General features: G+C 37.2%; 18 protein-coding genes and 3 other annotated features. Of the genes, 13 read left to right on the forward strand and 5 right to left on the reverse strand.

Annotated elements, in window-relative coordinates:
* Nucleotides 1-227 precede the first annotated feature (227 nt).
* The 8 genes from ytxC (at nt 228) to V7183_RS16200 (ending at nt 8,126) form a co-directional block, all read left to right on the forward strand.
* A complete protein-coding gene (ytxC, locus tag V7183_RS16165) occupies nt 228-1,109 on the forward strand; it encodes a putative sporulation protein YtxC (RefSeq protein WP_335360166.1) in 882 nt (293 codons plus the stop codon).
* A 31-nt stretch (nt 1,110-1,140) separates the two neighbouring features.
* Nucleotides 1,141-1,368: a binding site (T-box leader), on the forward strand.
* Between the two features lie 47 nt (nt 1,369-1,415).
* Complete coding sequence (gene thrS, locus V7183_RS16170) at nt 1,416-3,347, forward strand: threonine--tRNA ligase (protein ID WP_335360167.1); 1,932 nt, start codon at nt 1,416-1,418, stop codon at nt 3,345-3,347.
* 195 nt (nt 3,348-3,542) lie between these two features.
* Nucleotides 3,543-3,663: a sequence feature (ribosomal protein L20 leader region), on the forward strand.
* 63 nt (nt 3,664-3,726) lie between these two features.
* The gene (gene infC, locus V7183_RS16175) at nt 3,727-4,230 is read left to right on the forward strand and encodes a translation initiation factor IF-3 (protein ID WP_170958120.1); all 504 of its coding nucleotides are present in this window, start codon (nt 3,727-3,729) and stop codon (nt 4,228-4,230) included.
* 21 nt (nt 4,231-4,251) lie between these two features.
* Nucleotides 4,252-4,452 (forward strand): 50S ribosomal protein L35, encoded by a 201-nt coding sequence (gene rpmI, locus V7183_RS16180; RefSeq protein WP_012095718.1) that lies wholly within the window; start codon nt 4,252-4,254, stop codon nt 4,450-4,452.
* Nucleotides 4,453-4,490: 38 nt separating this feature from the next.
* Nucleotides 4,491-4,847, forward strand: a complete 357-nt coding sequence (rplT, locus tag V7183_RS16185) for a 50S ribosomal protein L20 (RefSeq protein WP_097898373.1) — start codon at nt 4,491-4,493, stop codon at nt 4,845-4,847.
* A 297-nt stretch (nt 4,848-5,144) separates the two neighbouring features.
* A complete protein-coding gene (gene adhP / locus V7183_RS16190; protein ID WP_335360168.1) occupies nt 5,145-6,167 on the forward strand; it encodes an alcohol dehydrogenase AdhP in 1,023 nt (340 codons plus the stop codon).
* Nucleotides 6,168-6,478: 311 nt separating this feature from the next.
* Nucleotides 6,479-6,970, forward strand: a complete 492-nt coding sequence (locus tag V7183_RS16195; protein ID WP_097898371.1) for a dUTP diphosphatase — start codon at nt 6,479-6,481, stop codon at nt 6,968-6,970.
* Between the two features lie 70 nt (nt 6,971-7,040).
* Nucleotides 7,041-8,126, forward strand: coding sequence for a M42 family metallopeptidase (locus V7183_RS16200; RefSeq protein ID WP_097898370.1), 1,086 nt, complete (start codon nt 7,041-7,043; stop codon nt 8,124-8,126).
* A 50-nt stretch (nt 8,127-8,176) separates the two neighbouring features.
* Here the strand turns inward: V7183_RS16200 and V7183_RS16205 are convergent, their stop codons facing one another.
* Nucleotides 8,177-8,785 carry a TetR/AcrR family transcriptional regulator gene (locus tag V7183_RS16205; protein ID WP_097898369.1) on the reverse strand — a complete coding sequence of 203 codons (609 nt, stop codon included), beginning with the start codon at nt 8,783-8,785 and terminating at the stop codon, nt 8,177-8,179.
* 297 nt (nt 8,786-9,082) lie between these two features.
* On the opposite strand from V7183_RS16205, the gene V7183_RS16210 reads away from it, so the two are divergent.
* Nucleotides 9,083-9,736: an HlyD family secretion protein gene (locus tag V7183_RS16210; RefSeq protein ID WP_335360169.1), complete on the forward strand. Its 654-nt coding sequence runs from the start codon at nt 9,083-9,085 to the stop codon at nt 9,734-9,736.
* 13 nt (nt 9,737-9,749) lie between these two features.
* The gene (locus tag V7183_RS16215) at nt 9,750-11,510 is read left to right on the forward strand and encodes a DHA2 family efflux MFS transporter permease subunit (protein WP_335360170.1); all 1,761 of its coding nucleotides are present in this window, start codon (nt 9,750-9,752) and stop codon (nt 11,508-11,510) included.
* Between the two features lie 121 nt (nt 11,511-11,631).
* Here V7183_RS16215 and V7183_RS16220 read toward each other — a convergent pair whose 3' ends face one another.
* The 4 genes from V7183_RS16220 to sspI all read right to left on the reverse strand — a co-directional run bounded on the left by V7183_RS16220 (nt 11,632) and on the right by sspI (nt 14,568).
* A complete protein-coding gene (locus V7183_RS16220; RefSeq protein WP_335360171.1) occupies nt 11,632-12,039 on the reverse strand; it encodes a hypothetical protein in 408 nt (135 codons plus the stop codon).
* Nucleotides 12,040-12,526: 487 nt separating this feature from the next.
* The gene (locus tag V7183_RS16225; protein WP_335360172.1) at nt 12,527-13,240 is read right to left on the reverse strand and encodes a CPBP family intramembrane glutamic endopeptidase; all 714 of its coding nucleotides are present in this window, start codon (nt 13,238-13,240) and stop codon (nt 12,527-12,529) included.
* 150 nt (nt 13,241-13,390) lie between these two features.
* Nucleotides 13,391-13,963, reverse strand: a complete 573-nt coding sequence (locus V7183_RS16230; protein WP_335360173.1) for an HD domain-containing protein — start codon at nt 13,961-13,963, stop codon at nt 13,391-13,393.
* A 395-nt stretch (nt 13,964-14,358) separates the two neighbouring features.
* A complete protein-coding gene (gene sspI, locus V7183_RS16235; RefSeq protein ID WP_097898363.1) occupies nt 14,359-14,568 on the reverse strand; it encodes a small acid-soluble spore protein SspI in 210 nt (69 codons plus the stop codon).
* An 82-nt stretch (nt 14,569-14,650) separates the two neighbouring features.
* On the opposite strand from sspI, the gene V7183_RS16240 reads away from it, so the two are divergent.
* The 3 genes from V7183_RS16240 (at nt 14,651) to pheT (ending at nt 19,257) form a co-directional block, all read left to right on the forward strand.
* Entirely contained in the window at nt 14,651-15,448 is a 798-nt protein-coding gene (locus V7183_RS16240) for a TrmH family RNA methyltransferase (protein WP_141523130.1), read from the forward strand.
* 62 nt (nt 15,449-15,510) lie between these two features.
* Nucleotides 15,511-15,739, forward strand: a binding site (T-box leader).
* 44 nt (nt 15,740-15,783) lie between these two features.
* Nucleotides 15,784-16,818, forward strand: coding sequence for a phenylalanine--tRNA ligase subunit alpha (gene pheS, locus V7183_RS16245; protein WP_097898361.1), 1,035 nt, complete (start codon nt 15,784-15,786; stop codon nt 16,816-16,818).
* Between the two features lie 18 nt (nt 16,819-16,836).
* A complete protein-coding gene (gene pheT, locus V7183_RS16250; RefSeq protein ID WP_335360174.1) occupies nt 16,837-19,257 on the forward strand; it encodes a phenylalanine--tRNA ligase subunit beta in 2,421 nt (806 codons plus the stop codon).
* The last annotated feature ends 42 nt before the right edge of the window (nt 19,258-19,299 follow it).

Consider the following 19,299-nt stretch of genomic DNA (forward strand, 5'->3'; position numbering starts at 1 on the left):
CTTATTATTACTCTGAAAATTCATACGAGCTTGTATCATTTTTTTCTCCCACCCTTAATATATATAAAATTAGCAAGAAATATCGAGTGAAGGCCTTCAGCGATAGGGAACTTGTTTCTGCCTAGAGTGAGACTTCACGAATCGGACTCTTATGGGATTTGTGTCTCACTTATTTTTAAGTTGGGAGATTACTTTCCTTTAGAGCAGGGATAAAAGGGGGGACAAAAGTGATTGAAATTTGCTTCGAAGAAAAAGATGATGCTGGGTATGTATATCAACAACTAATGGGGAGAACGAAAGAATTGTATAAAGAAACGAGTGTTTATTTATATGAACAGAAGGTCGTTATCCATATCCCGATATGTGAGTCATATTATATTGAGAAGGTTCTAATACCAGTACTTCTTTATTTTATTGTAAATATAAAACAAAATGAGTGGCTTCGTGCCATTTTGAAAGAGAAGTTTTTTTATGAGGAACAAGAAGAATGCCATCAAATTTTACATATGGCACACGAGATTTTAAAGGGGAAGCGAAAAGGAATTGCTCGTGATTTAACACGTAACAAAATTGAGTCTCGTATTGTGTCTTCTTTAAAAGGTTGGCTAAGTGACCCGTTGTCATTTTCATTTTCATCGTATGTTCGTTTTCGCCTTCGTACATACCGGGAGATGGTGGCTCGGCTTGCTGAAGTGGCGATTGATGAATATAAAATGGAACAGGAATATCAAATGTTTATCGAGATGCTTCGACAGCAAGTAAGCAGCAGGAAGGCACGCTTATCTTGTCTACATCTTGTATTTGATGACAGTTTTATTTTTTATGATGAGAAAGGGGCGCGCTTAAAGCAAGAAAGATTGGTGAAATATATAGATGAAGGATTATTTAAGCAAAAAGATGTATACATTGATACGAAAGTGATTGCACCACTTCTTTCTATTGCGCCAAAAGTGATTTATTTGTATACGAAAGAACAAGATCATAATATGATTGTTACCCTTCAAAATGTATTTCAAGAACGAGTTCAATTATATGCACTGCATGAATTTGAACACAACGTTAAAAATTTAAAAAATAAAAGGAACGCCCTTGATTTTCTAAGTTTTTGAGCATATAATTACCTACATAAATGAAATATATTGAAATGTCATGATGAGGACATGGGTAATTTGCTACGATTCTCAGAGAGGGAAGCCTTAGGGTGTGAGCTTCCTAATACGGGTTTATTACTTACCACCTCTAAACTTTAGCAGTGAACGTTTTTCTAGTAATTGCTAGCGGCCAACACCGTTATGTTGAACTTGAGCAATTAACGATTTGGTTAATTGGAACAAGGGTGGAACCATGAATTCAACACTCGTCCCTTTTTATGGGATGAGTGTTTTTTATTTTGAAAAAAAGAGGAGTGACCAGTGATGGCAGATGTAGTTAAAATTACTTTCCCTGATGGAGCTGTGAAGGAGTTTCCTAAAGGAACAACAACTGAAGAAATCGCAGCTTCCATTAGCCCAGGCTTAAAGAAAAAAGCTGTGGCTGGAAAATTAAATGATGAGATGATTGATCTTCGTACACCAATTGAAGAAGATGGTGCAGTTTCAATCATTACATTAGATTCTGAAGATGGCTTACACATTTTACGCCACTCAACAGCCCATCTTTTAGCACAAGCGTTAAAACGTTTATATAAAGATGTGAAGCTTGGTATTGGTCCAGTAATTGAAAACGGCTTCTACTACGATATCGATATGGAAGAAGCAATTACAGTTGAGGACTTCTCAAAAATTGAAAAAGAAATGCAAAAGATTGTGAACGAGAACTTAGAAATCGCTCGTCATGAAGTACCACGTGCTGAAGCGCTTCGTCGTTACGAAGAAATCGGCGATGAGCTGAAATTAGAATTGATTAACGATCTTCCAGAAGATGCAGTTATTTCAATTTATGAACAAGGCGAATTCTTCGACCTTTGCCGTGGTGTTCACCTTCCATCTACAGGGAAAATTAAAGTATTTAAATTGTTAAGCGTTGCAGGTGCTTACTGGCGCGGCGATAGCAACAATAAAATGTTACAACGTATTTACGGTACTGCATTCGTGAAAAAAGCAGAATTAGATGAGCACCTGCGTATGCTTGAAGAAGCGAAAGAGCGTGACCACCGTAAATTAGGTAAAGAGTTGAAACTATTTACAAATAGTCAAAAAGTAGGACAAGGCTTACCGCTTTGGTTACCAAAAGGTGCAACAATCCGCCGTATTATCGAGCGTTACATTGTTGATAAAGAAGCAAGCTTAGGATATGACCACGTATATACTCCAGTACTAGGAAGCCGAGAGCTTTATGAAACTTCTGGTCACTGGAATCACTACCGAGATGGCATGTTCCCATCAATGGAAATGGATAATGAGGAATTAGTACTTCGTCCGATGAACTGCCCTCACCATATGATGGTTTATAGACACGATATCCACAGCTATCGTGAATTACCAATCCGTATTGCGGAGCTTGGAACAATGCACCGTTATGAAATGTCTGGTGCATTATCTGGATTACAACGTGTACGCGGAATGACTTTAAATGATGCGCATATTTTCGTTCGTCCAGATCAAATTAAAGAAGAGTTAAAACGAGTTGTAAACTTAGTACTAGAAGTATATAAAGACTTCGGTTTAGAAAACTATTCATTCCGTTTATCTTACCGTGATCCAGAAGATACTGAAAAATACTATGCTGACGATGAAATGTGGGAAAAAGCACAAGGCATGTTAAAAGAAGCTATGGATGAAATGGGTCTTGAGTACTATGAAGCTGAAGGTGAAGCAGCATTCTACGGTCCAAAACTTGACGTTCAAGTTCGTACTGCACTTGGAAAAGACGAAACACTTTCAACTGTACAATTGGACTTCTTACTTCCAGAACGCTTTGAATTAACTTATGTTGGTGAAGATGGTAAACCTCATCGTCCAGTTGTAATTCACCGCGGTGTTGTATCAACTATGGAACGTTTTGTTGCCTTCTTAATCGAAGAGTACAAAGGGGCATTCCCAACATGGTTAGCACCAGTTCAAGTACAAGTAATTCCAGTTTCTCCGCAAGTACACTTAGACTATGCGAAGAAAGTACAGGAAGATTTACAACGTGCTGGTATTCGTGTAGAAGTAGATACTCGTGAAGAGAAAATCGGTTATAAAATCCGTGAAGCACAAATGCAAAAAATCCCGTACATGCTTGTAGTAGGTGACAATGAAGTTGCTGAAAACGGCGTAAATGTACGTAAATATGGTGAACAAAAATCAGAAACAATCGCATTAGATGCTTTTGTTGATATGATTAAAGTAGAAGGAAAACGCTAAGAAAGAGCCGCGGCTTTCTTGTATTTTACGAGTAATTGAAGTTAGAAAAAATAACCAAACAATACTTATCATAAAAAAGTATTGCATGTATTCGTGTTGTTTGTTACAATATTTCTTGTTGTTAGTAAAACGCGTCTTCTTGACAGACGTTATATCCTATGGTAAACTCATCAAGGATAATAGAATATTGTTTTGTAGAACAAGTAGAAGCACCCGCTTCTCACCTGATTGACGCATTCGCAGTTAGCAGGTAAATGTATTTCTTACTAAAGAGATTACAAGTGTGGGTGCCGTGTGCCCACACTTTTTTTATTCGGGTTCTATGATTACAAAACATATTCTGAGAAAACCTTGGAGGTGGCTTACTATTAGCAAGGATATGATGATTAACGAGCAAATTCGTGCACGTGAAGTACGTTTAGTTGGTGCGAATGGTGATCAACTTGGCATCAAGTCTCGTAATGACGCTTTAGACTTAGCTGCAAATCTTAATCTTGATTTAGTATTGGTTGCTCCAAATGCGAAACCGCCAGTATGCCGCATTATGGACTACGGTAAATTCCGCTTTGAGCAACAAAAGAAAGAAAAAGAGCAGCGTAAAAATCAAAAAATAATTAGCATGAAAGAAGTTCGTTTAAGTCCAACAATTGATGAACACGACTTCAATACAAAACTTCGTAATGCTATCAAGTTTTTAGAGAAAGGCGACAAGGTTAAAGCGTCAATTCGCTTTAAAGGACGTGCCATTACTCATAAAGAAATCGGTCAACGTGTTTTAGATCGCTTCTCAGAAGCTTGTGCTGAAGTTAGTACAATCGAATCTAAGCCTAAAATGGAAGGACGCAGCATGTTCTTAGTTTTAGCACCGAAAAACGATAAGTAATAGATAGAGGAGGAAATACCTATGCCTAAACAAAAAACTCATCGCGGCGCTGCAAAGCGTTTCAAAAAAACTGGATCTGGTAAACTTAAGCGTGACCACGCTTATACTAGCCATTTATTCGCTAACAAATCTACAAAAGCTAAACGTAAACTACGTAAAGCTGGTTTAGTAAGTGCTGGTGACTACAAACGTATTCGCCAAATGCTTGACAACTTAAAATAAGTTCGGTTGATATATAGAACACATTAGGAGGTAATATTATGCCAAGAGTAAAAGGTGGTACAGTTACTCGTAAACGTCGTAAAAAAATGATTAAACTAGCGAAAGGTTACTACGGTTCTAAAAATACTTTATTCAAAGTTGCTAACCAACAAGTAATGAAGTCTTTATTATATGCGTTCCGTGACCGTCGTCAAAAGAAACGTGACTTCCGTAAATTATGGATCACTCGTATTAACGCAGCAGCTCGCATGAATGGTCTTTCTTACAGCCGTTTAATGCACGGTTTAAAACTTGCTGGTATCGAAGTTAACCGCAAGATGCTTGCTGACGTAGCTGTTCATGACGAAAAAGCTTTCGCTGAATTAGCAGCAGTTGCAAAAAGCAACTTAAAATAATTGATTAAAACCTTAGAAGATTTTCTTCTAAGGTTTTTTTTGTTGTCTGGGTGAGAGATGGATTGTATGGGAGTACGAGCTAGGAAGAAGGAAAGATTAACAGACGTGTTGTGATCGATATGAAAAAAGAATCTTAATATGATATGCAAAAAGCTAGGGGAGAATCTTCTAGCTTTTTCGATATAATGTTACACGTATTATTTTGAAAATTTTAAAATAAATGGTAGATTTAGGGTTGGTCTTGTACTAATATGTAAATGAAAACCTTTTCAAAAACCGAGTGAGGGAGGAATTCATTTGAAAGCAGCTGTTGTAAACCAATTTAAAGAGCAATTAGAGGTAAAAGATGTCCCAAAACAAAAGGCAGGAACGAACGAGGTGCTTGTACATATTCAAGCATGCGGCGTTTGCCATACAGATTTACATGCCGCGCATGGTGACTGGCCAGTAAAACCAAAACTACCACTGATTCCAGGCCATGAAGGTGTTGGGATTATAGAAGAAGTAGGAGAGGGTGTTACCCATCTTAAAGTTGGAGACCGCGTTGGAATTCCGTGGTTATATTCAGCATGTGGTCATTGTGAATACTGTTTATCTGGCCGTGAAACTCTTTGCCTAGATCAGCATAATGCAGGGTACTCAGTTGATGGAGGTTATGCAGAATATTGTATAGCAGCAGCTGATTATGTAGTGAAAGTACCAGAAAACTTAAGCTCAGTTGAAGCAGCGCCTTTGTTTTGCGCAGGTGTAACAACATATAAAGCCTTAAAAGTATCAGAGGCAAAGCCTGGACAATGGGTAGCTGTTTTTGGAATCGGTGGTTTAGGACATTTAGCAATGCAGTATGCAAAAGCAATGGGATTACACGTAGTGGCAGTTGATACAGTTGATGAAAAGCTTGAACTCGCAAAAGAACTCGGTGCAGATTTAGTTGTAAATCCATTAAAGGAGGATGCTCCACTTTGGATTCATGAAAAGGTAAATGGCGTACATGCTTCTATTTGTACGGCAGTTTCAAAGCCAGCATTTGACCAAGCATATCGCGCAGTTCGTCGTGGCGGCGCATGTGTAGCGGTAGGATTGCCGCCAGAAATGATGGAAGTGCCAATCTTTGATACAGTATTGAATGCGGTGAAAATTATTGGTTCTATCGTTGGAACACGTAAAGATTTACAAGAAGCGCTCCAATTTGGCGCAGAAGGAAAAGTAAAAGCAATTATCGAAACACGTCACCTGGATGAAATTAATGATATTTTCACGGAAATGGAAGAAGGAAAGATTAACGGACGTGTTGTACTTGATATGACAAAAACGGTATAAAAGTTGTACTGATATAGAAGAATATATAGTAAAAAAAGTCGGAGGAAATTCCTCTGACTTTTTTACTGTAGTTTTAAACATGAAGAAAGGTATCTTTCCTAGTATAAACGACACTGCTATAATGGAAAGATGATATGCAGCTTTCATCATATAAATAATCTGTTTGGCGATGATTGAAACGCATTCAGGATTTAAGGACAAGCTACCCATTAAAGGAATAGGGAGCTGACTTGTTAACAAAGATGACAATTCATTTTGAGATGAAACAGCATTGTTGAAAATTTGATGCAATGTTGAAGGAGGACAATAGAATGGATTTACTACAACTATTTAAATTACAAAAAGAATTAGATGATCGTATTGCAAAAGAGCATGATTTACAACCGAAGAAATTATTAAAAGAAAAAATGCTAGCACTTCTTGTTGAAATTGGAGAGCTTGCAAATGAAACACGTTGTTTTAAGTATTGGAGTACAAAACCAGCATCTGAGCGTGAAGTTATACTTGAAGAATATGTAGATGGGTTACATTTCATTTTATCAATTGGAATCGATTTAGGTATTGATAAAAACTTCTTGTTTTATAAATGTGCCCAAACAAATAAAACACAAGTTGAAATATTTTTAGACACGTATGCGAAAGTCATTCGTTTTACGGATCAACCATCTATTACAAATTATATTGAACTATTTACAAGCTATCTTCGCCTTGGACAGGCTCTTGAATTTGATCAAGAAGAAATTGAAAAAGCATATTTAGATAAAAATCAAGTAAATCATCAACGTCAAACACAAGGATACTAATTTAGTTTTTGAATATTTCAATTTATTTATTGTATAATAAATTGACTGAAGAAAAAGGAGGGTGTTGGCAATGACAAAATTAGACGCGACATTGACAATGCTAAAAGAGTTAACAGATGCACGCGGGATTGCGGGTAACGAGCGCGAACCACGTGAAGTGATGAAGAAGTATATCGAACCGTTTGCAGATGAACTTTCTACAGACAATTTAGGAAGCTTAGTTGCGAAAAAAGTTGGGGAAGAAAATGGTCCGAAGATTATGGTAGCTGGTCATTTAGATGAAGTTGGCTTCATGATTACACAAATCGATGACAAAGGTTTCCTTCGTTTTCAAACGGTTGGTGGCTGGTGGTCACAAGTTATGCTGGCACAGCGCGTAACAATTGTAACGCGTAAGGGGGATGTAACTGGTATAATCGGTTCAAAACCACCGCACATTTTACCAGCAGAAGCTCGTAAAAAACCAGTAGAAATTAAGGACATGTTCATTGATATTGGTGCTTCTAGTAAAGAAGAAGCAATGGAATGGGGCGTAAGGCCAGGGGATCAAGTTGTACCATACTTTGAATTCCAAGTCATGAATAATGAAAAGATGTTACTTGCAAAAGCATGGGATAATCGTATTGGTTGTGCAATTGCAATTGATGTATTAAAACAATTAAAAGATGAACAACATCCAAACGTTGTATACGGCGTTGGAACTGTACAAGAAGAAGTAGGTCTTCGCGGTGCGAAAACATCTGCAAATTACATTAAACCAGATATTGCATTTGCAGTAGATGTTGGTATTGCTGGTGATACACCAGGAGTAACAGAAAAAGAAGCGCAGAGTAAAATGGGCGATGGACCACAAATCATTTTATATGATGCGTCTGTCATTGGGCATACAGGTCTTCGTAATTTTGTAGTTGATGTTGCGGATGAATTAGGGATTCCATATCAATATGATTCTGTAGCTGGTGGCGGAACAGACGCAGGCGCAATCCATGTTTCTGTAAATGGTATTCCGTCTATGGCGATTACGATTGCAACTCGTTACATTCACTCTCATGCGGCAATGTTACACCGTGATGATTATGAAAATGCAGTGAAGCTAATTGTAGAAGTTATTAAACGTCTTGATAAAGAGACTGTACATAACATTACATTTGATTGATATAAGAAAGAGCGAGAGGGCATTCCTTTCGCTCTTTTTCATTTAAATGACTAATTTAGTCCAGCCGCTGTATATGGACCTAAAATAATTAAACGAGATAGCTGCAAGGCCATATAATGAGGTGTATATGGCATATTTTGTTTTAGCCAAGAAATGACCATTCCTAAATGTGCACCTGTTACATAACTAATGAGGATATCACGCGGTACAACTAACTTTTCTTCATTTGGTTGTGAAATTGAAAGGCTAAGAAGTAAATTCGTTTGAATTGCTTTCATCATTTGAGAGGAAAACTTCGGAATCCCATTCTCTCCAAGCATCACTTGATAAAAGAAAGCATTCTCAGCAATATGACTAAACAAAGATAGAAAGACAGGATGAGGAGTATCAAGGGTAAGTTTAAACTCACTCTTATCTAAATTTTTCGGTTTAAGAATGTCTGCTAATGTTGTTAATATTTCTTGGATGCTTTTATCTAGTAGATCATATTTGTCATAATAATGGCTATAAAAGGTTGCACGGTTTACAGTTGCCTTTTCAGCAATATCCTGAACTGTAATGCTATCGAAACTTTTTTCGTGTATTAAAGATATAAGGGCATCACGTATTGCTTGTCTCGTTCGTTTTACGCGTGGATCGTTTGAATTTTTAATAGACATTTTCGCTCTCCTTGCTGAATTTTATTCCCTTAAACAACAGATATATAGTGTAATGTTGGATAACCAACATATATGTCTAAATTGTCGGTTGTAGATTTAAAATAATTATTTATAATTATAAACGATATTCCTTTAGAAAACAGCACCACTCGCATACAGACAAAAAAACTGTTTTGTCATGCAAAAGGTGTGCTTTTTTTGGTTAATGGTTAATATAATTAACAATTAACGAATATAAACAAAAGGAATATAAATAGTTTAGAAAAAAATTATATGCGATATAAGGAGAGGAAAGCAATGAATCAGTTTCGAAGAATGGTAATTATCAACATTATCACATTAATTGTATTAGTTGGCGGCGGTATTGGCGGTTATTACTACTACAACCAATCTGCAAATTATTTAAAAACGGATAATGCAAAAATTGATGGGAAAGTAATCCCAATTGCATCACCAGTAGCAGGGAAGTTAACAGAATGGAAAGCTGAAATAGGTAAGAATTACAATGAAAACGATAAATTGGGTGCTGTTTCTGCACTAGGACCAAATGGTGAGCAAACGGTGGATGTGACAATTCCGAAAAGTGCGACAGTTGTTCAATCAAATGCAACAACAAATGCTTTTGTTGGAGCAGGTAGTCCAATTGCGTATGCATATGATCTGAATGATTTATGGGTAACAGCAAATATTGAAGAAACAGATATTGATAGTGTACACAAAGGTCAAGAAGTAGACGTGTATGTAGATGCATATCCTGATACAACGTTAACAGGAAAAGTAGAACAAGTTGGTTTAACAACAGCAAATACGTTCTCTATGCTACCATCAAGCAATGCAACAGCAAACTATACAAAAGTAACACAAGTTGTACCAGTTAAAGTTTCTTTAGATCATAGCAAATCAGTAAATATTGTTCCTGGAATGAATGTGACAGTTCGTATTCATAAGTAAGGGGGGAGATAAAATGTCCTCAGCTTTAATTGTAGGATATGCACTATTTTGTATTATCGTCTTCTTCCTTGTAAATCGTCTTTTCCGAAAGAAAAAAACGAACGTGGGAGAAGAACAGGTCCCAGCGGTAAGTAATATAGAAACAAAGCAGCCAGAACAAGAATCTTCAAATGTCGTGGAATTAGAAAAAACAAAACAAGAATCAGTGAAGATTGAAAAAGTAAAAGCAAAACAACAGCTACCAGTAGAGAATGTAAATGTAAAAGCAGTTGTAGGGGTATTAATTCTCGGTATGTTCGTGTCGATTTTAAACCAAACAGTCATTAATGTTGCTTTGCCGTCATTAATGAATGAATTTAACGTATCCACTTCAACAGCACAATGGTTAACTACAGGATTTATGCTTGTAAATGGTATTTTAGTACCGATTAGTGCGTTCTTAGTTTCTCGGTTTACGTACCGTAAACTATTCGTAGCAGCAATGTTGTTCTTCACAGTAGGTTCTATCATTTGTGCTATATCTGGAAGCTTCACTATGATGATGACAGGACGCGTAATTCAAGCAGTTGGCGCAGGGATTTTAATGCCAGTTGGTATGAATATTTTCATGACTTTATTCCCGCCTCATAAGCGCGGAGCTGCGATGGGATTACTTGGGGTGGCAATGATTTTAGCACCAGCTATCGGGCCAACTGTAACAGGTTGGGTTATTGAAAATTACAATTGGAACTTAATTTTCTATGCGATGTTTGTCATTGGTTTACTGGTTACATTGTTATCTGTAAAATTCTTTACAATAGCTCAGCCAGTTTCTAACACAAAGTTAGATATATTTGGCGTTATTAGTTCAAGTATCGGGCTTGGCAGCTTACTGTATGGATTTAGTGAAGCCGGAAATAAGGGCTGGAGCAGTGCAGAAGTTGTGATTTCACTTATCATTGGTGTAATTGGTATAGCGTTATTTATTTGGAGAGAGTTGACGACGGATAATAAGATGCTTGATTTACAAGTATTTAAATATCCAACGTTTACTTTCACATTATTAATTAACGCAATTGTAACGATGGCACTTTTTGGAGGTATGTTATTACTTCCTGTATATCTGCAAAATATTCGCGGCTTTACGCCAATTGAATCAGGTTTATTGCTCCTTCCAGGATCATTAATTATGGGAATCATGGGACCAATTGCAGGAAAGTTATTTGATAAGTATGGCATTCGTCCGTTAGCGATATTTGGATTAGCTATTACAACATTTGCAACATATGAATTTACTAAGTTAACAATGGATACACCATATAGCGTCATTATGACGGATTACATTATACGTTCATTTGGTATGTCATTTATTATGATGCCAATTATGACAGCTGGTATGAACGCTTTGCCGATGAAGTTAATTTCTCACGGTACAGCAACGCAAAATACATCAAGACAAGTAGCTGGTTCAATTGGTACAGCAATCTTAATTACAATTATGACGCAGCAAACAACCAATCACGTAGCAGATTACGGAAATATGCTAACAAAAACAAATCCAATTTTAGTTGATAAAGTACATGGAATGGGGCAAAGTTTAGCGGGGGTTGCCGGATCAGCACAAGCTGGAGATGCGATGAGCTCGCAACTATTATTCGGACAAATTTCGAAGCTGTCTGCGATTAACGGTATTAATGACGCTTTCTTAATTGCAACAATATTAGCGGGTATTGCCTGGGTATTATCATTATTCTTACCATCAGGCAATAAGCCGACCCGAAAAGCAGAGAATTAAATTCTCTGCTTTTTCCTTTCGCTTTATACCACATTTGAACAGTATATATTCCACTGATTCCTTGCAAAACAGTTAGGGATAGTACGCACTCTAAAGTTGATATAAAAAGCCCTGATTCATACTATTCTACTTTCACTTGAAAGATATACCCCGCATCGCCTTGTTCCCAAAATACACCGATATGATAGACGTATGTTCCTGGTTCGTTTGGAAGGGGAATGGTATTACTTTTATTTAAGGCAACAGGAATATCAGCCCCGTTATGAAACATCGTAACGTCAATGGATTTCTGTTTTCTAGTTGAGTTGACAGAAAAGACAGCTTTACTATTTTTAGGAACAATAATTGGCGTATGTTTGGCTGCTATTTGTCTAGGACCAATTTTATCCACGCATTTCGATCCCCAGCAATAGCTTCCTTCATATACTTCTAATGATTGCCCATCTACTTTCACAGTCATTTTTGGAAGAGGCTCTAGTTGGCAACTTACTAAAAATAATAAGCAAAAAAACAAGAGGGATTTTTTCAAGTTACGTTCTCCCTTCAAGAGAATTACATCATTTCATAAAAAAATATCCCTGTTACAACAAGCGAACATACCGTAATCCCTGCACGCTTAATACTAGTTATTTGACTGCTAATAATCCCCTAATACAAGAACGGGTACGAAACATATACAAAGTAAGAGGAAGATTGGCATGTGTAAGAAAAACTCCTGTTTAATAAGTTATATTTTACAATATGAGTTTTATTTTGGATATTATAAAAATTATGGATAATTGATAGAAATGAACAATATACAATCGAAATAATAAGTGTAAAGCATTTAAGAGAGGCGGAAAGCCAAGAGATAAGAAGGTATTAAATGAGGAAACATTTGAGGTAATAATCAAATAAAAAATAAAACGCTATTATGCGACCATAATGGCGTTTTTACAAATTTATGCTCCTTTTAGTAGTAATAATTAGTTATAGTTAATTGATTCCTCTGATGAGGAGCACGCGATTCTTTTTTATTATAAAAACGCAAGCGTATTATTCATCATATGAAATAACATAGCTGGCATAATAGAATTCGTTTTTCTACACAGTACAGCCATAAACATACCCATCATAAAAGCACTGACCATAACACCTAGAGAATATGTATGGGCGATTCCGAAGATGAAGCTTGAACCAATTGCTGCTATCCAAAACGGGAAACGTTGCTGGAAAAATTGAAGAATGATTCCGCGGAAAATAAGTTCTTCAAAAATGGGGATGAAAATTGCACTTCCTAAAATTAATAGAATTTTATATTGATTTAAAGTTTCTAAGTTTAAAGCTACATCTTGTTCTTGTGTTGCATGAGGAAATAGTTTAGAAATTACAAATACATTTATAGCGATGCTAAGCGCGAAGAAAAGAAATAAGTATACATATGTACGAACTTTTTGGAGCGCTTGAAAATTGAAAACAGGTAATAATAGTTTTTTTAAGGGTTCATATTTAAAAGTAAATAATAATAAAATAAGCAGTTGTAATAAAGTACTTCCGGTATTTCCAAGTGAGCTATATAGGGCACTTGTTTTTTTGTCAGAAATGCCTTCGCTGTAAATCATAAACGGAAGAGCTACAAATAATTCGCTTATAGTGCTTGCCCCAAAAAAAGCAAATAAAGCAGAGCCAATAAATTGTCCCCATGATAAAGAATGGTTTTGATCATGTGTAAGTTGTACAGAATGTTGCATATATCGAATCCTTTCTATTATTTATATATTAAATTATACATATTTTAATAAAATATTCCATAATTTAATGTTACATAATAGTTCGAAATTTTATAATCAAAGTAAAAAACACCGTAGCCTTTACTAAAGTGTTTTTTGTCCTGTTATTTATTAACAGATTTGTTCTGCTTTTTTATTGGTAGAAATATGAGCATGGGACGCTGATTGTTGGACTTGTAATTCACGATCTACCATCTTATCTAATCGCTGGATTGCTTGCAATGCTTTTTCATAAGAAATTGTTCGGTAGTGATGTGCTCCTCCTGGCTCTTCGTCCGCTTCGTCTGCCCACTTAATAATATTTTGTAGAGTCGTTCTTTCAAGTGTTTGTTCTAGTAAAAAGGAATCCGTATGCAGGAGAATTGCAACAGAAATTTCCTTTGCTTGATCAGGGTGTTCTCCTAATCGGATGAGCAATTTATGTGCTCTTTCCGCTCCTTTAATCGCATGTATATCATTCTTTTTATACAATTCATAGTCCCATTCTCCGCCTGTGTACCATGTGTGATGCCCTATATCATGAAGGAAACCAGCCTTTGTTGCCGCATCGACTGAGGCGTGATGCTTTTTCGCTAAGTGAAACGCATGGTAAGCGACGGCAATCGCATGGACCATTCCAGAACGATTTACATACTTTTGTGTAATATGATGTTTGAAAATTTGTTCAAGTGTAATACGGCGCATAAAACATTCACTCCTTTTATTCATTGGTGTATATGATGGAAACCAATAGATTTAGGTATATTTTGAACATTTTACTCCATCATGTTGTATTAGTAAAGTAGAAATGTTTAGGAGAAGAGGCGGTTAAGGAAGTAACAGTTTCTAAGAATGGGGATTCCTTTTCATTGCTATATAAATCCACTTGAATTTTTCAACAAATAAGTCGCTGCTATGCAAACAAAACGTGACCTGCTCTCACTTGCTCCCTTTGTTTTAAACCTTGCACGTGGCAGGAAAAGGTCCTGACCGTTTCTATGCATGGCAAGGTGCTCTCTCTGCTAAAAAGAAAGGGTTTTTTATGTCTTTTTTATAACGTAAAAATCACCCTAGCTCATGCCAAGGTGACTTCCTACTGCTTATTTTTTTAATCCTTGCTCAAGTGTTTCTAACATTTCATGCTTTTCATTTTCATCAGCATTTTTCCAAATGACTTCAAATAACACGCCAAGCCCTGGAAGCATTTTTTCCTCACCGCTTTGAATCGCATCGACAATTGTTTCTTGTAATTGGTCTTGGGTGTTTCCAGATACATTTGCTAATACAGCCCCGCGCAAATTAAAGTTCATCACTTTCACCTCTTTTTCTGAATTGAAACTGACGTTAGTTTTTGTTCTTTTTCATGTAAATATGTATGAAAAATAGGCTATAATGAGAAGACAAGAAGAGAGGGAAATACATATTATGAAAAACATTGATTCAGTACAAAATCCGCGCGTAAAGCAGTGGAAAAAGCTGCAAACGAAAAAAGAGCGCGATAAAAAAGGTTTATTCTTTGTAGAAGGATTCCATTTAGTGGAGGAAGCTTTAAAGGCAGGAGTTGTAACAGAACTTATCGTTTCAGATCAAACAGATCTCCCGAAAGATTGGACGGTTGCTGATGTTGAAATGTATATTGTGCCTGAAGTAATTGTAAAGGTACTTCGTGAAACAGAAACAACACAAGGAGTATTTGCTGTTTGTGAGAGGCATGAGAAAGAAATAGCTCTTACAGATGGTAAGTTTCTGTTATTAGATGGTTTGCAAGACCCAGGTAATTTAGGGACAATCATTCGTACAGCCGATGCAGCTGGTATTCATGCCGTTGTACTTGGAGAAGGATGCGTGGATGCTTACAATAGTAAGGTACTTCGCTCTACACAAGGTTCTATTTTCCATTTACCGATTGTAAAAGGAAACTTAGAGGAATGGGTAGACAAGTTAAAAGAAAAAAACGTTCCTGTATACGGAACAGCTCTTGAAAACGGAGTTCCATATGGTGAGGTAACACCAGCAGGAAGTTTTGCATTAATTGTAGGAAACGAAGGAAATGGTGTACGCCAAGAAATTCTTGCAAAATGTGATCAAAACTTATATATTCCAATTTACGGCGGGGCAGAATCATTAAATGTTGCGGTTGCTGCTGGAATTTTAACGTATTATTTACAAAGCCCAGTTGCGAATCGATAAAAAACTTCTTATAATAAATTGAAGTACATGTTCATGATGAACATATAATGAAAGTAAAATAATGAAAAACGTTGATAGAGAAGAGTAGCTTACAAAATCGCCATATAGGGAGAGAGTGCCATAGACTGAAAGCACTCTTATGGTAGACGGAAGTGAATTCACCTCTGGAGTTGACGCCAGGACCATTGTTATGTAAAGGCGTTCCGGTTTAACAAACCGTTATAAGGAATTGAGTGGGCAGACTTGTTCTGTCAATTTAGGGTGGTACCGCGAATTTACCTCGTCCCTTTTTAGGGAGCGAGGTTTTTTTATTTTTAAAATTAGGAGGGTTCCAAATGGAAGCACGTTTAAAAGAGCTAAAGCAAGAAGCGTTAGAGCTGATTGAAAAAGCGAAAGAGCTAAAGGGCTTAAACGATGTACGCGTGGCGTATTTAGGAAAAAAAGGTCCAATTACAGAAGTATTACGCGGCATGGGGAAATTATCAGCCGAAGAGCGTCCACGTATGGGAGCATTAGTAAATGAAGTACGTGAAGCAATTCAAACGCGTTTAGAAGACAAAATTAATCACTTAGAAAAAGCAGTAATTGAAGCGAAATTAGCTTCTGAAACAATTGATGTTACATTACCAGGTCGTCCTGTAGAAACAGGTTGCCACCATCCTTTAACAGCAGTACTTGAGCAAGTTGAAGATGTATTTATTGGTATGGGGTATGAAGTTGCTGAAGGAACAGAAGTAGAGCAAGATTACTACAACTTTGAAGCACTAAACTTACCGAAAGATCACCCAGCGCGTGATATGCAAGACACTTTCTACATTACAGAAGAAACATTGCTTCGTACACATACGTCAGCTGTGCAAGCACGCATGATGGAAAAGAATACAGAAAAAGGTCCAATTAAAATTATTTGCCCTGGTAAAGTATATCGCCGCGATGATGACGATGCGACACATTCACACCAGTTCATGCAAATTGAAGGCCTTGTAATTGATAAAAACATTCGTATGAGTGACTTAAAAGGCACACTACAAGTATTCGTGAAAAAGATGTTTGGTGAAGATCGTGAAATCCGTCTTCGTCCAAGTTTCTTCCCATTCACAGAACCATCTGTTGAGATGGATATTTCTTGTATGATGTGTCACGGTAAAGGTTGCGGAACATGTAAAGGAACAGGCTGGATTGAAATTTTAGGTGCGGGTATGGTTCATCCAAACGTACTTGAAATGGCTGGTTATGATTCAAAAGAATATCAAGGTTTCGCATTCGGTATCGGTGCAGAGCGTATCGCAATGTTAAAATACGGCGTTGATGACATTCGTCATTTCTATACAAATGATGTACGTTTCTTACAACAATTCAAACGAGCGTAAGGGAAGGAGAGGATAAATATGTTCGTATCATATCGTTGGTTACAAGAATATGTAGATATTAAAGATGTAACGGCACAAGAATTGGCAGACAAAATTACGAAAAGTGGTATTGAAGTAGAGGGCGTTGAAGTATTAAATAAAGGTGTAAAAGGTGTTGTCGTTGGTCACGTATTAGAATGTGAAAAACACCCAGAAGCTGATAAATTAAGTAAATGTCTTATCGACATCGGTGAAGAAGAGCCAGTACAAATTATTTGCGGTGCTCCTAACATTGCAAAAGGTTTAAAAGTACCAGTTGCAAAAGTTGGCGCTGTTTTACCTGGTAACTTCAAAATTAAAAAAGCAAAATTACGTGGCGAAGCTTCTCACGGTATGGTTTGTGCCCTGCAAGAGCTTGGTATTGAAGGAAAACTAGTTGCGAAAGAATATGCAGACGGTATCTTCATCTTCCCAAGTGATGCAGAAGTTGGTGCAGATGCACTTGAAATCTTAAATTTAAACGACGAAGTACTTGAGCTTGGTTTAACACCAAACCGTGCAGATTGCTTAAATATGTTAGGTGTTGCATACGAAGTGGCAGCTATTTACGGCCGTGAAGTAAAACTTCCAGTTTCTGACTTGCAAGAAACAGCAGAAAAAACTTCTGACCACATTTCTGTAAGTGTAGAAGCAACGGAGCAAAACCCATTATACATCGCAAAAGTGGTGAAAAACGTAAAAGTTGGTCCATCACCAATCTGGATGCAAACGCGTCTTATGGCAGCTGGTATTCGTCCAATTAGCAACGTAGTAGATATTACAAACTACATTCTAATTGAATACGGTCAACCATTACATGCATTCGATTATGATAAATTAGGTTCAAAAGAAATCGTTGTTCGTCTTGCAAAAGAAGGCGAAAAGATTCAAACATTAGACGATCAAGAGCGTACGTTACAAGCGCATCACCTTGTGATTACAAACGGCACAAAAGCATTAGCTGTTGCTGGTGTAATGGGCGGAGCTGAATCTGAAGTTGATAACGATACAGTAAACGTTCTAATCGAATCTGCATACTTTGAAGGTCAAACAGTGCGCCGCACATCAAAAGACTTAGGTCTTCGCAGTGAATCAAGTGCACGCTTTGAAAAAGGAATCGACCCAACACGTACATTCGAAGCTATTCAACATGCAGCTGCTTTAATGGCAAAATACGCTGGTGGAGAAGCGCTTGAAGGTGTAGTAGAACTTGATAACTTACAAGTACAAGAGCGTACAGTATCTGTTACAGCTGAAAAAGTAAACCGTGTATTAGGTACAGAAATCTCTGCAAGTGAAATGAGTACAATCTTCACAAACTTGAAATTCCCATTCACAGAAGTAGAAGGAACATTCCATGTGAACGTACCAGTACGTCGTCCTGATATTACAATTGCAGAAGACTTAGTAGAAGAAGTAGGTCGTCTGTATGGCTACGATCATATTCCAGTTACATTACCAACTGGCACAATGACGCGTGGTAAATTAACAGTAGCACAAGCGAAACGTCGTAAAGTACGTCGTTACTTAGAAGGCGCTGGCTTATATGAAGCAATTACGTATTCATTAACAAGTGCTGAAAAAGCGAAACAATACATGGTTGAGTTAAACGAAAAAGCTCCTGTGAATCTTGCACTTCCAATGAGTGAAGAGCGCAGTCAGCTTCGTTTAAGTTTAGTACCACAATTGTTAGAAGCAGTTTCTTACAATGTTGCTCGTAAAAACGACAGCGTTGCTTTATATGAAGTAGGTTCTATCTTCTTACCGACAGTAGAAGGCGAGCTTCCGAAAGAAGAACAGCATCTTGCTGGTGTTATGACAGGTCTTGCACTTCACCACGCATGGCAAGGTGAGAAGAAAGTTGTAGACTTCTTCGTTGCAAAAGGTGTGTTAGAAGGATTATTCGATGTACTTGGTGTTGCAAGTAATATCACATATGCTCCTGCAAAACGTGAAGGCATGCATCCAGGACGTACAGCGGACATCTTACTCGACGGAGAAGTAATTGGTTTCATCGGTCAATTACACCCAGAAGCGCAAAAACAATTAGATGTGAAAGATACATTTGTATTCGAATTGTCTCTAGTAAAAGTATTTACTGCTGATGCAGAAGATACGTACTACTCAGCAATTCCACGTTTTCCATCTATGACACGTGATATGGCGGTTGTGGTGGCTAAGGAAGTAAAAGCTGGCGAAATGAAGCAAGTGATTGCTGAAGCAGGTGGAGAACTTCTAAAAGAAGTAACACTATTCGACTTATACGAAGGTGAAAAAATGGAAGAAGGCAAGAAATCACTTGCATTCTCTATGAACTACTTCGACCCAGAACGTACATTAACAGACGAAGAAGTAACAGAAGCACACGGCCGTGTATTAGCAGCGGTAGAAGAGAAATTTGGTGCGGAGTTACGTAAATAATTTTTATATGTGAAAGAGAGGATCGTCACTCATGATAAGAGT

It is taken from the genome of Bacillus sp. JJ1127 (assembly GCF_036965845.1).
GTDB lineage: Bacteria > Bacillota > Bacilli > Bacillales > Bacillaceae_G > Bacillus_A.

Bases quoted from the DNA above. Each gene is read 5' to 3' on its own strand.
- thrS (WP_335360167.1), top strand. From the start codon at position 1,416: ATGGCAGATGTAGTTAAAATTACTTTCCCTGATGGAGCTGTGAAGGAG.
- infC (WP_170958120.1), top strand. From the start codon at position 3,727: ATGATGATTAACGAGCAAATTCGTGCACGTGAAGTACGTTTAGTTGGT.
- rpmI (WP_012095718.1), top strand. From the start codon at position 4,252: ATGCCTAAACAAAAAACTCATCGCGGCGCTGCAAAGCGTTTCAAAAAA.
- rplT (WP_097898373.1), top strand. From the start codon at position 4,491: ATGCCAAGAGTAAAAGGTGGTACAGTTACTCGTAAACGTCGTAAAAAA.
- V7183_RS16195 (WP_097898371.1), top strand. From the start codon at position 6,479: ATGGATTTACTACAACTATTTAAATTACAAAAAGAATTAGATGATCGT.
- V7183_RS16200 (WP_097898370.1), top strand. From the start codon at position 7,041: ATGACAAAATTAGACGCGACATTGACAATGCTAAAAGAGTTAACAGAT.
- V7183_RS16205 (WP_097898369.1), bottom strand. From the start codon at position 8,785: ATGTCTATTAAAAATTCAAACGATCCACGCGTAAAACGAACGAGACAA.
- V7183_RS16210 (WP_335360169.1), top strand. From the start codon at position 9,083: ATGAATCAGTTTCGAAGAATGGTAATTATCAACATTATCACATTAATT.
- V7183_RS16215 (WP_335360170.1), top strand. From the start codon at position 9,750: ATGTCCTCAGCTTTAATTGTAGGATATGCACTATTTTGTATTATCGTC.
- V7183_RS16225 (WP_335360172.1), bottom strand. From the start codon at position 13,240: ATGCAACATTCTGTACAACTTACACATGATCAAAACCATTCTTTATCA.
- V7183_RS16230 (WP_335360173.1), bottom strand. From the start codon at position 13,963: ATGCGCCGTATTACACTTGAACAAATTTTCAAACATCATATTACACAA.
- sspI (WP_097898363.1), bottom strand. From the start codon at position 14,568: ATGAACTTTAATTTGCGCGGGGCTGTATTAGCAAATGTATCTGGAAAC.
- V7183_RS16240 (WP_141523130.1), top strand. From the start codon at position 14,651: ATGAGAAGACAAGAAGAGAGGGAAATACATATTATGAAAAACATTGAT.
- pheS (WP_097898361.1), top strand. From the start codon at position 15,784: ATGGAAGCACGTTTAAAAGAGCTAAAGCAAGAAGCGTTAGAGCTGATT.
- pheT (WP_335360174.1), top strand. From the start codon at position 16,837: ATGTTCGTATCATATCGTTGGTTACAAGAATATGTAGATATTAAAGAT.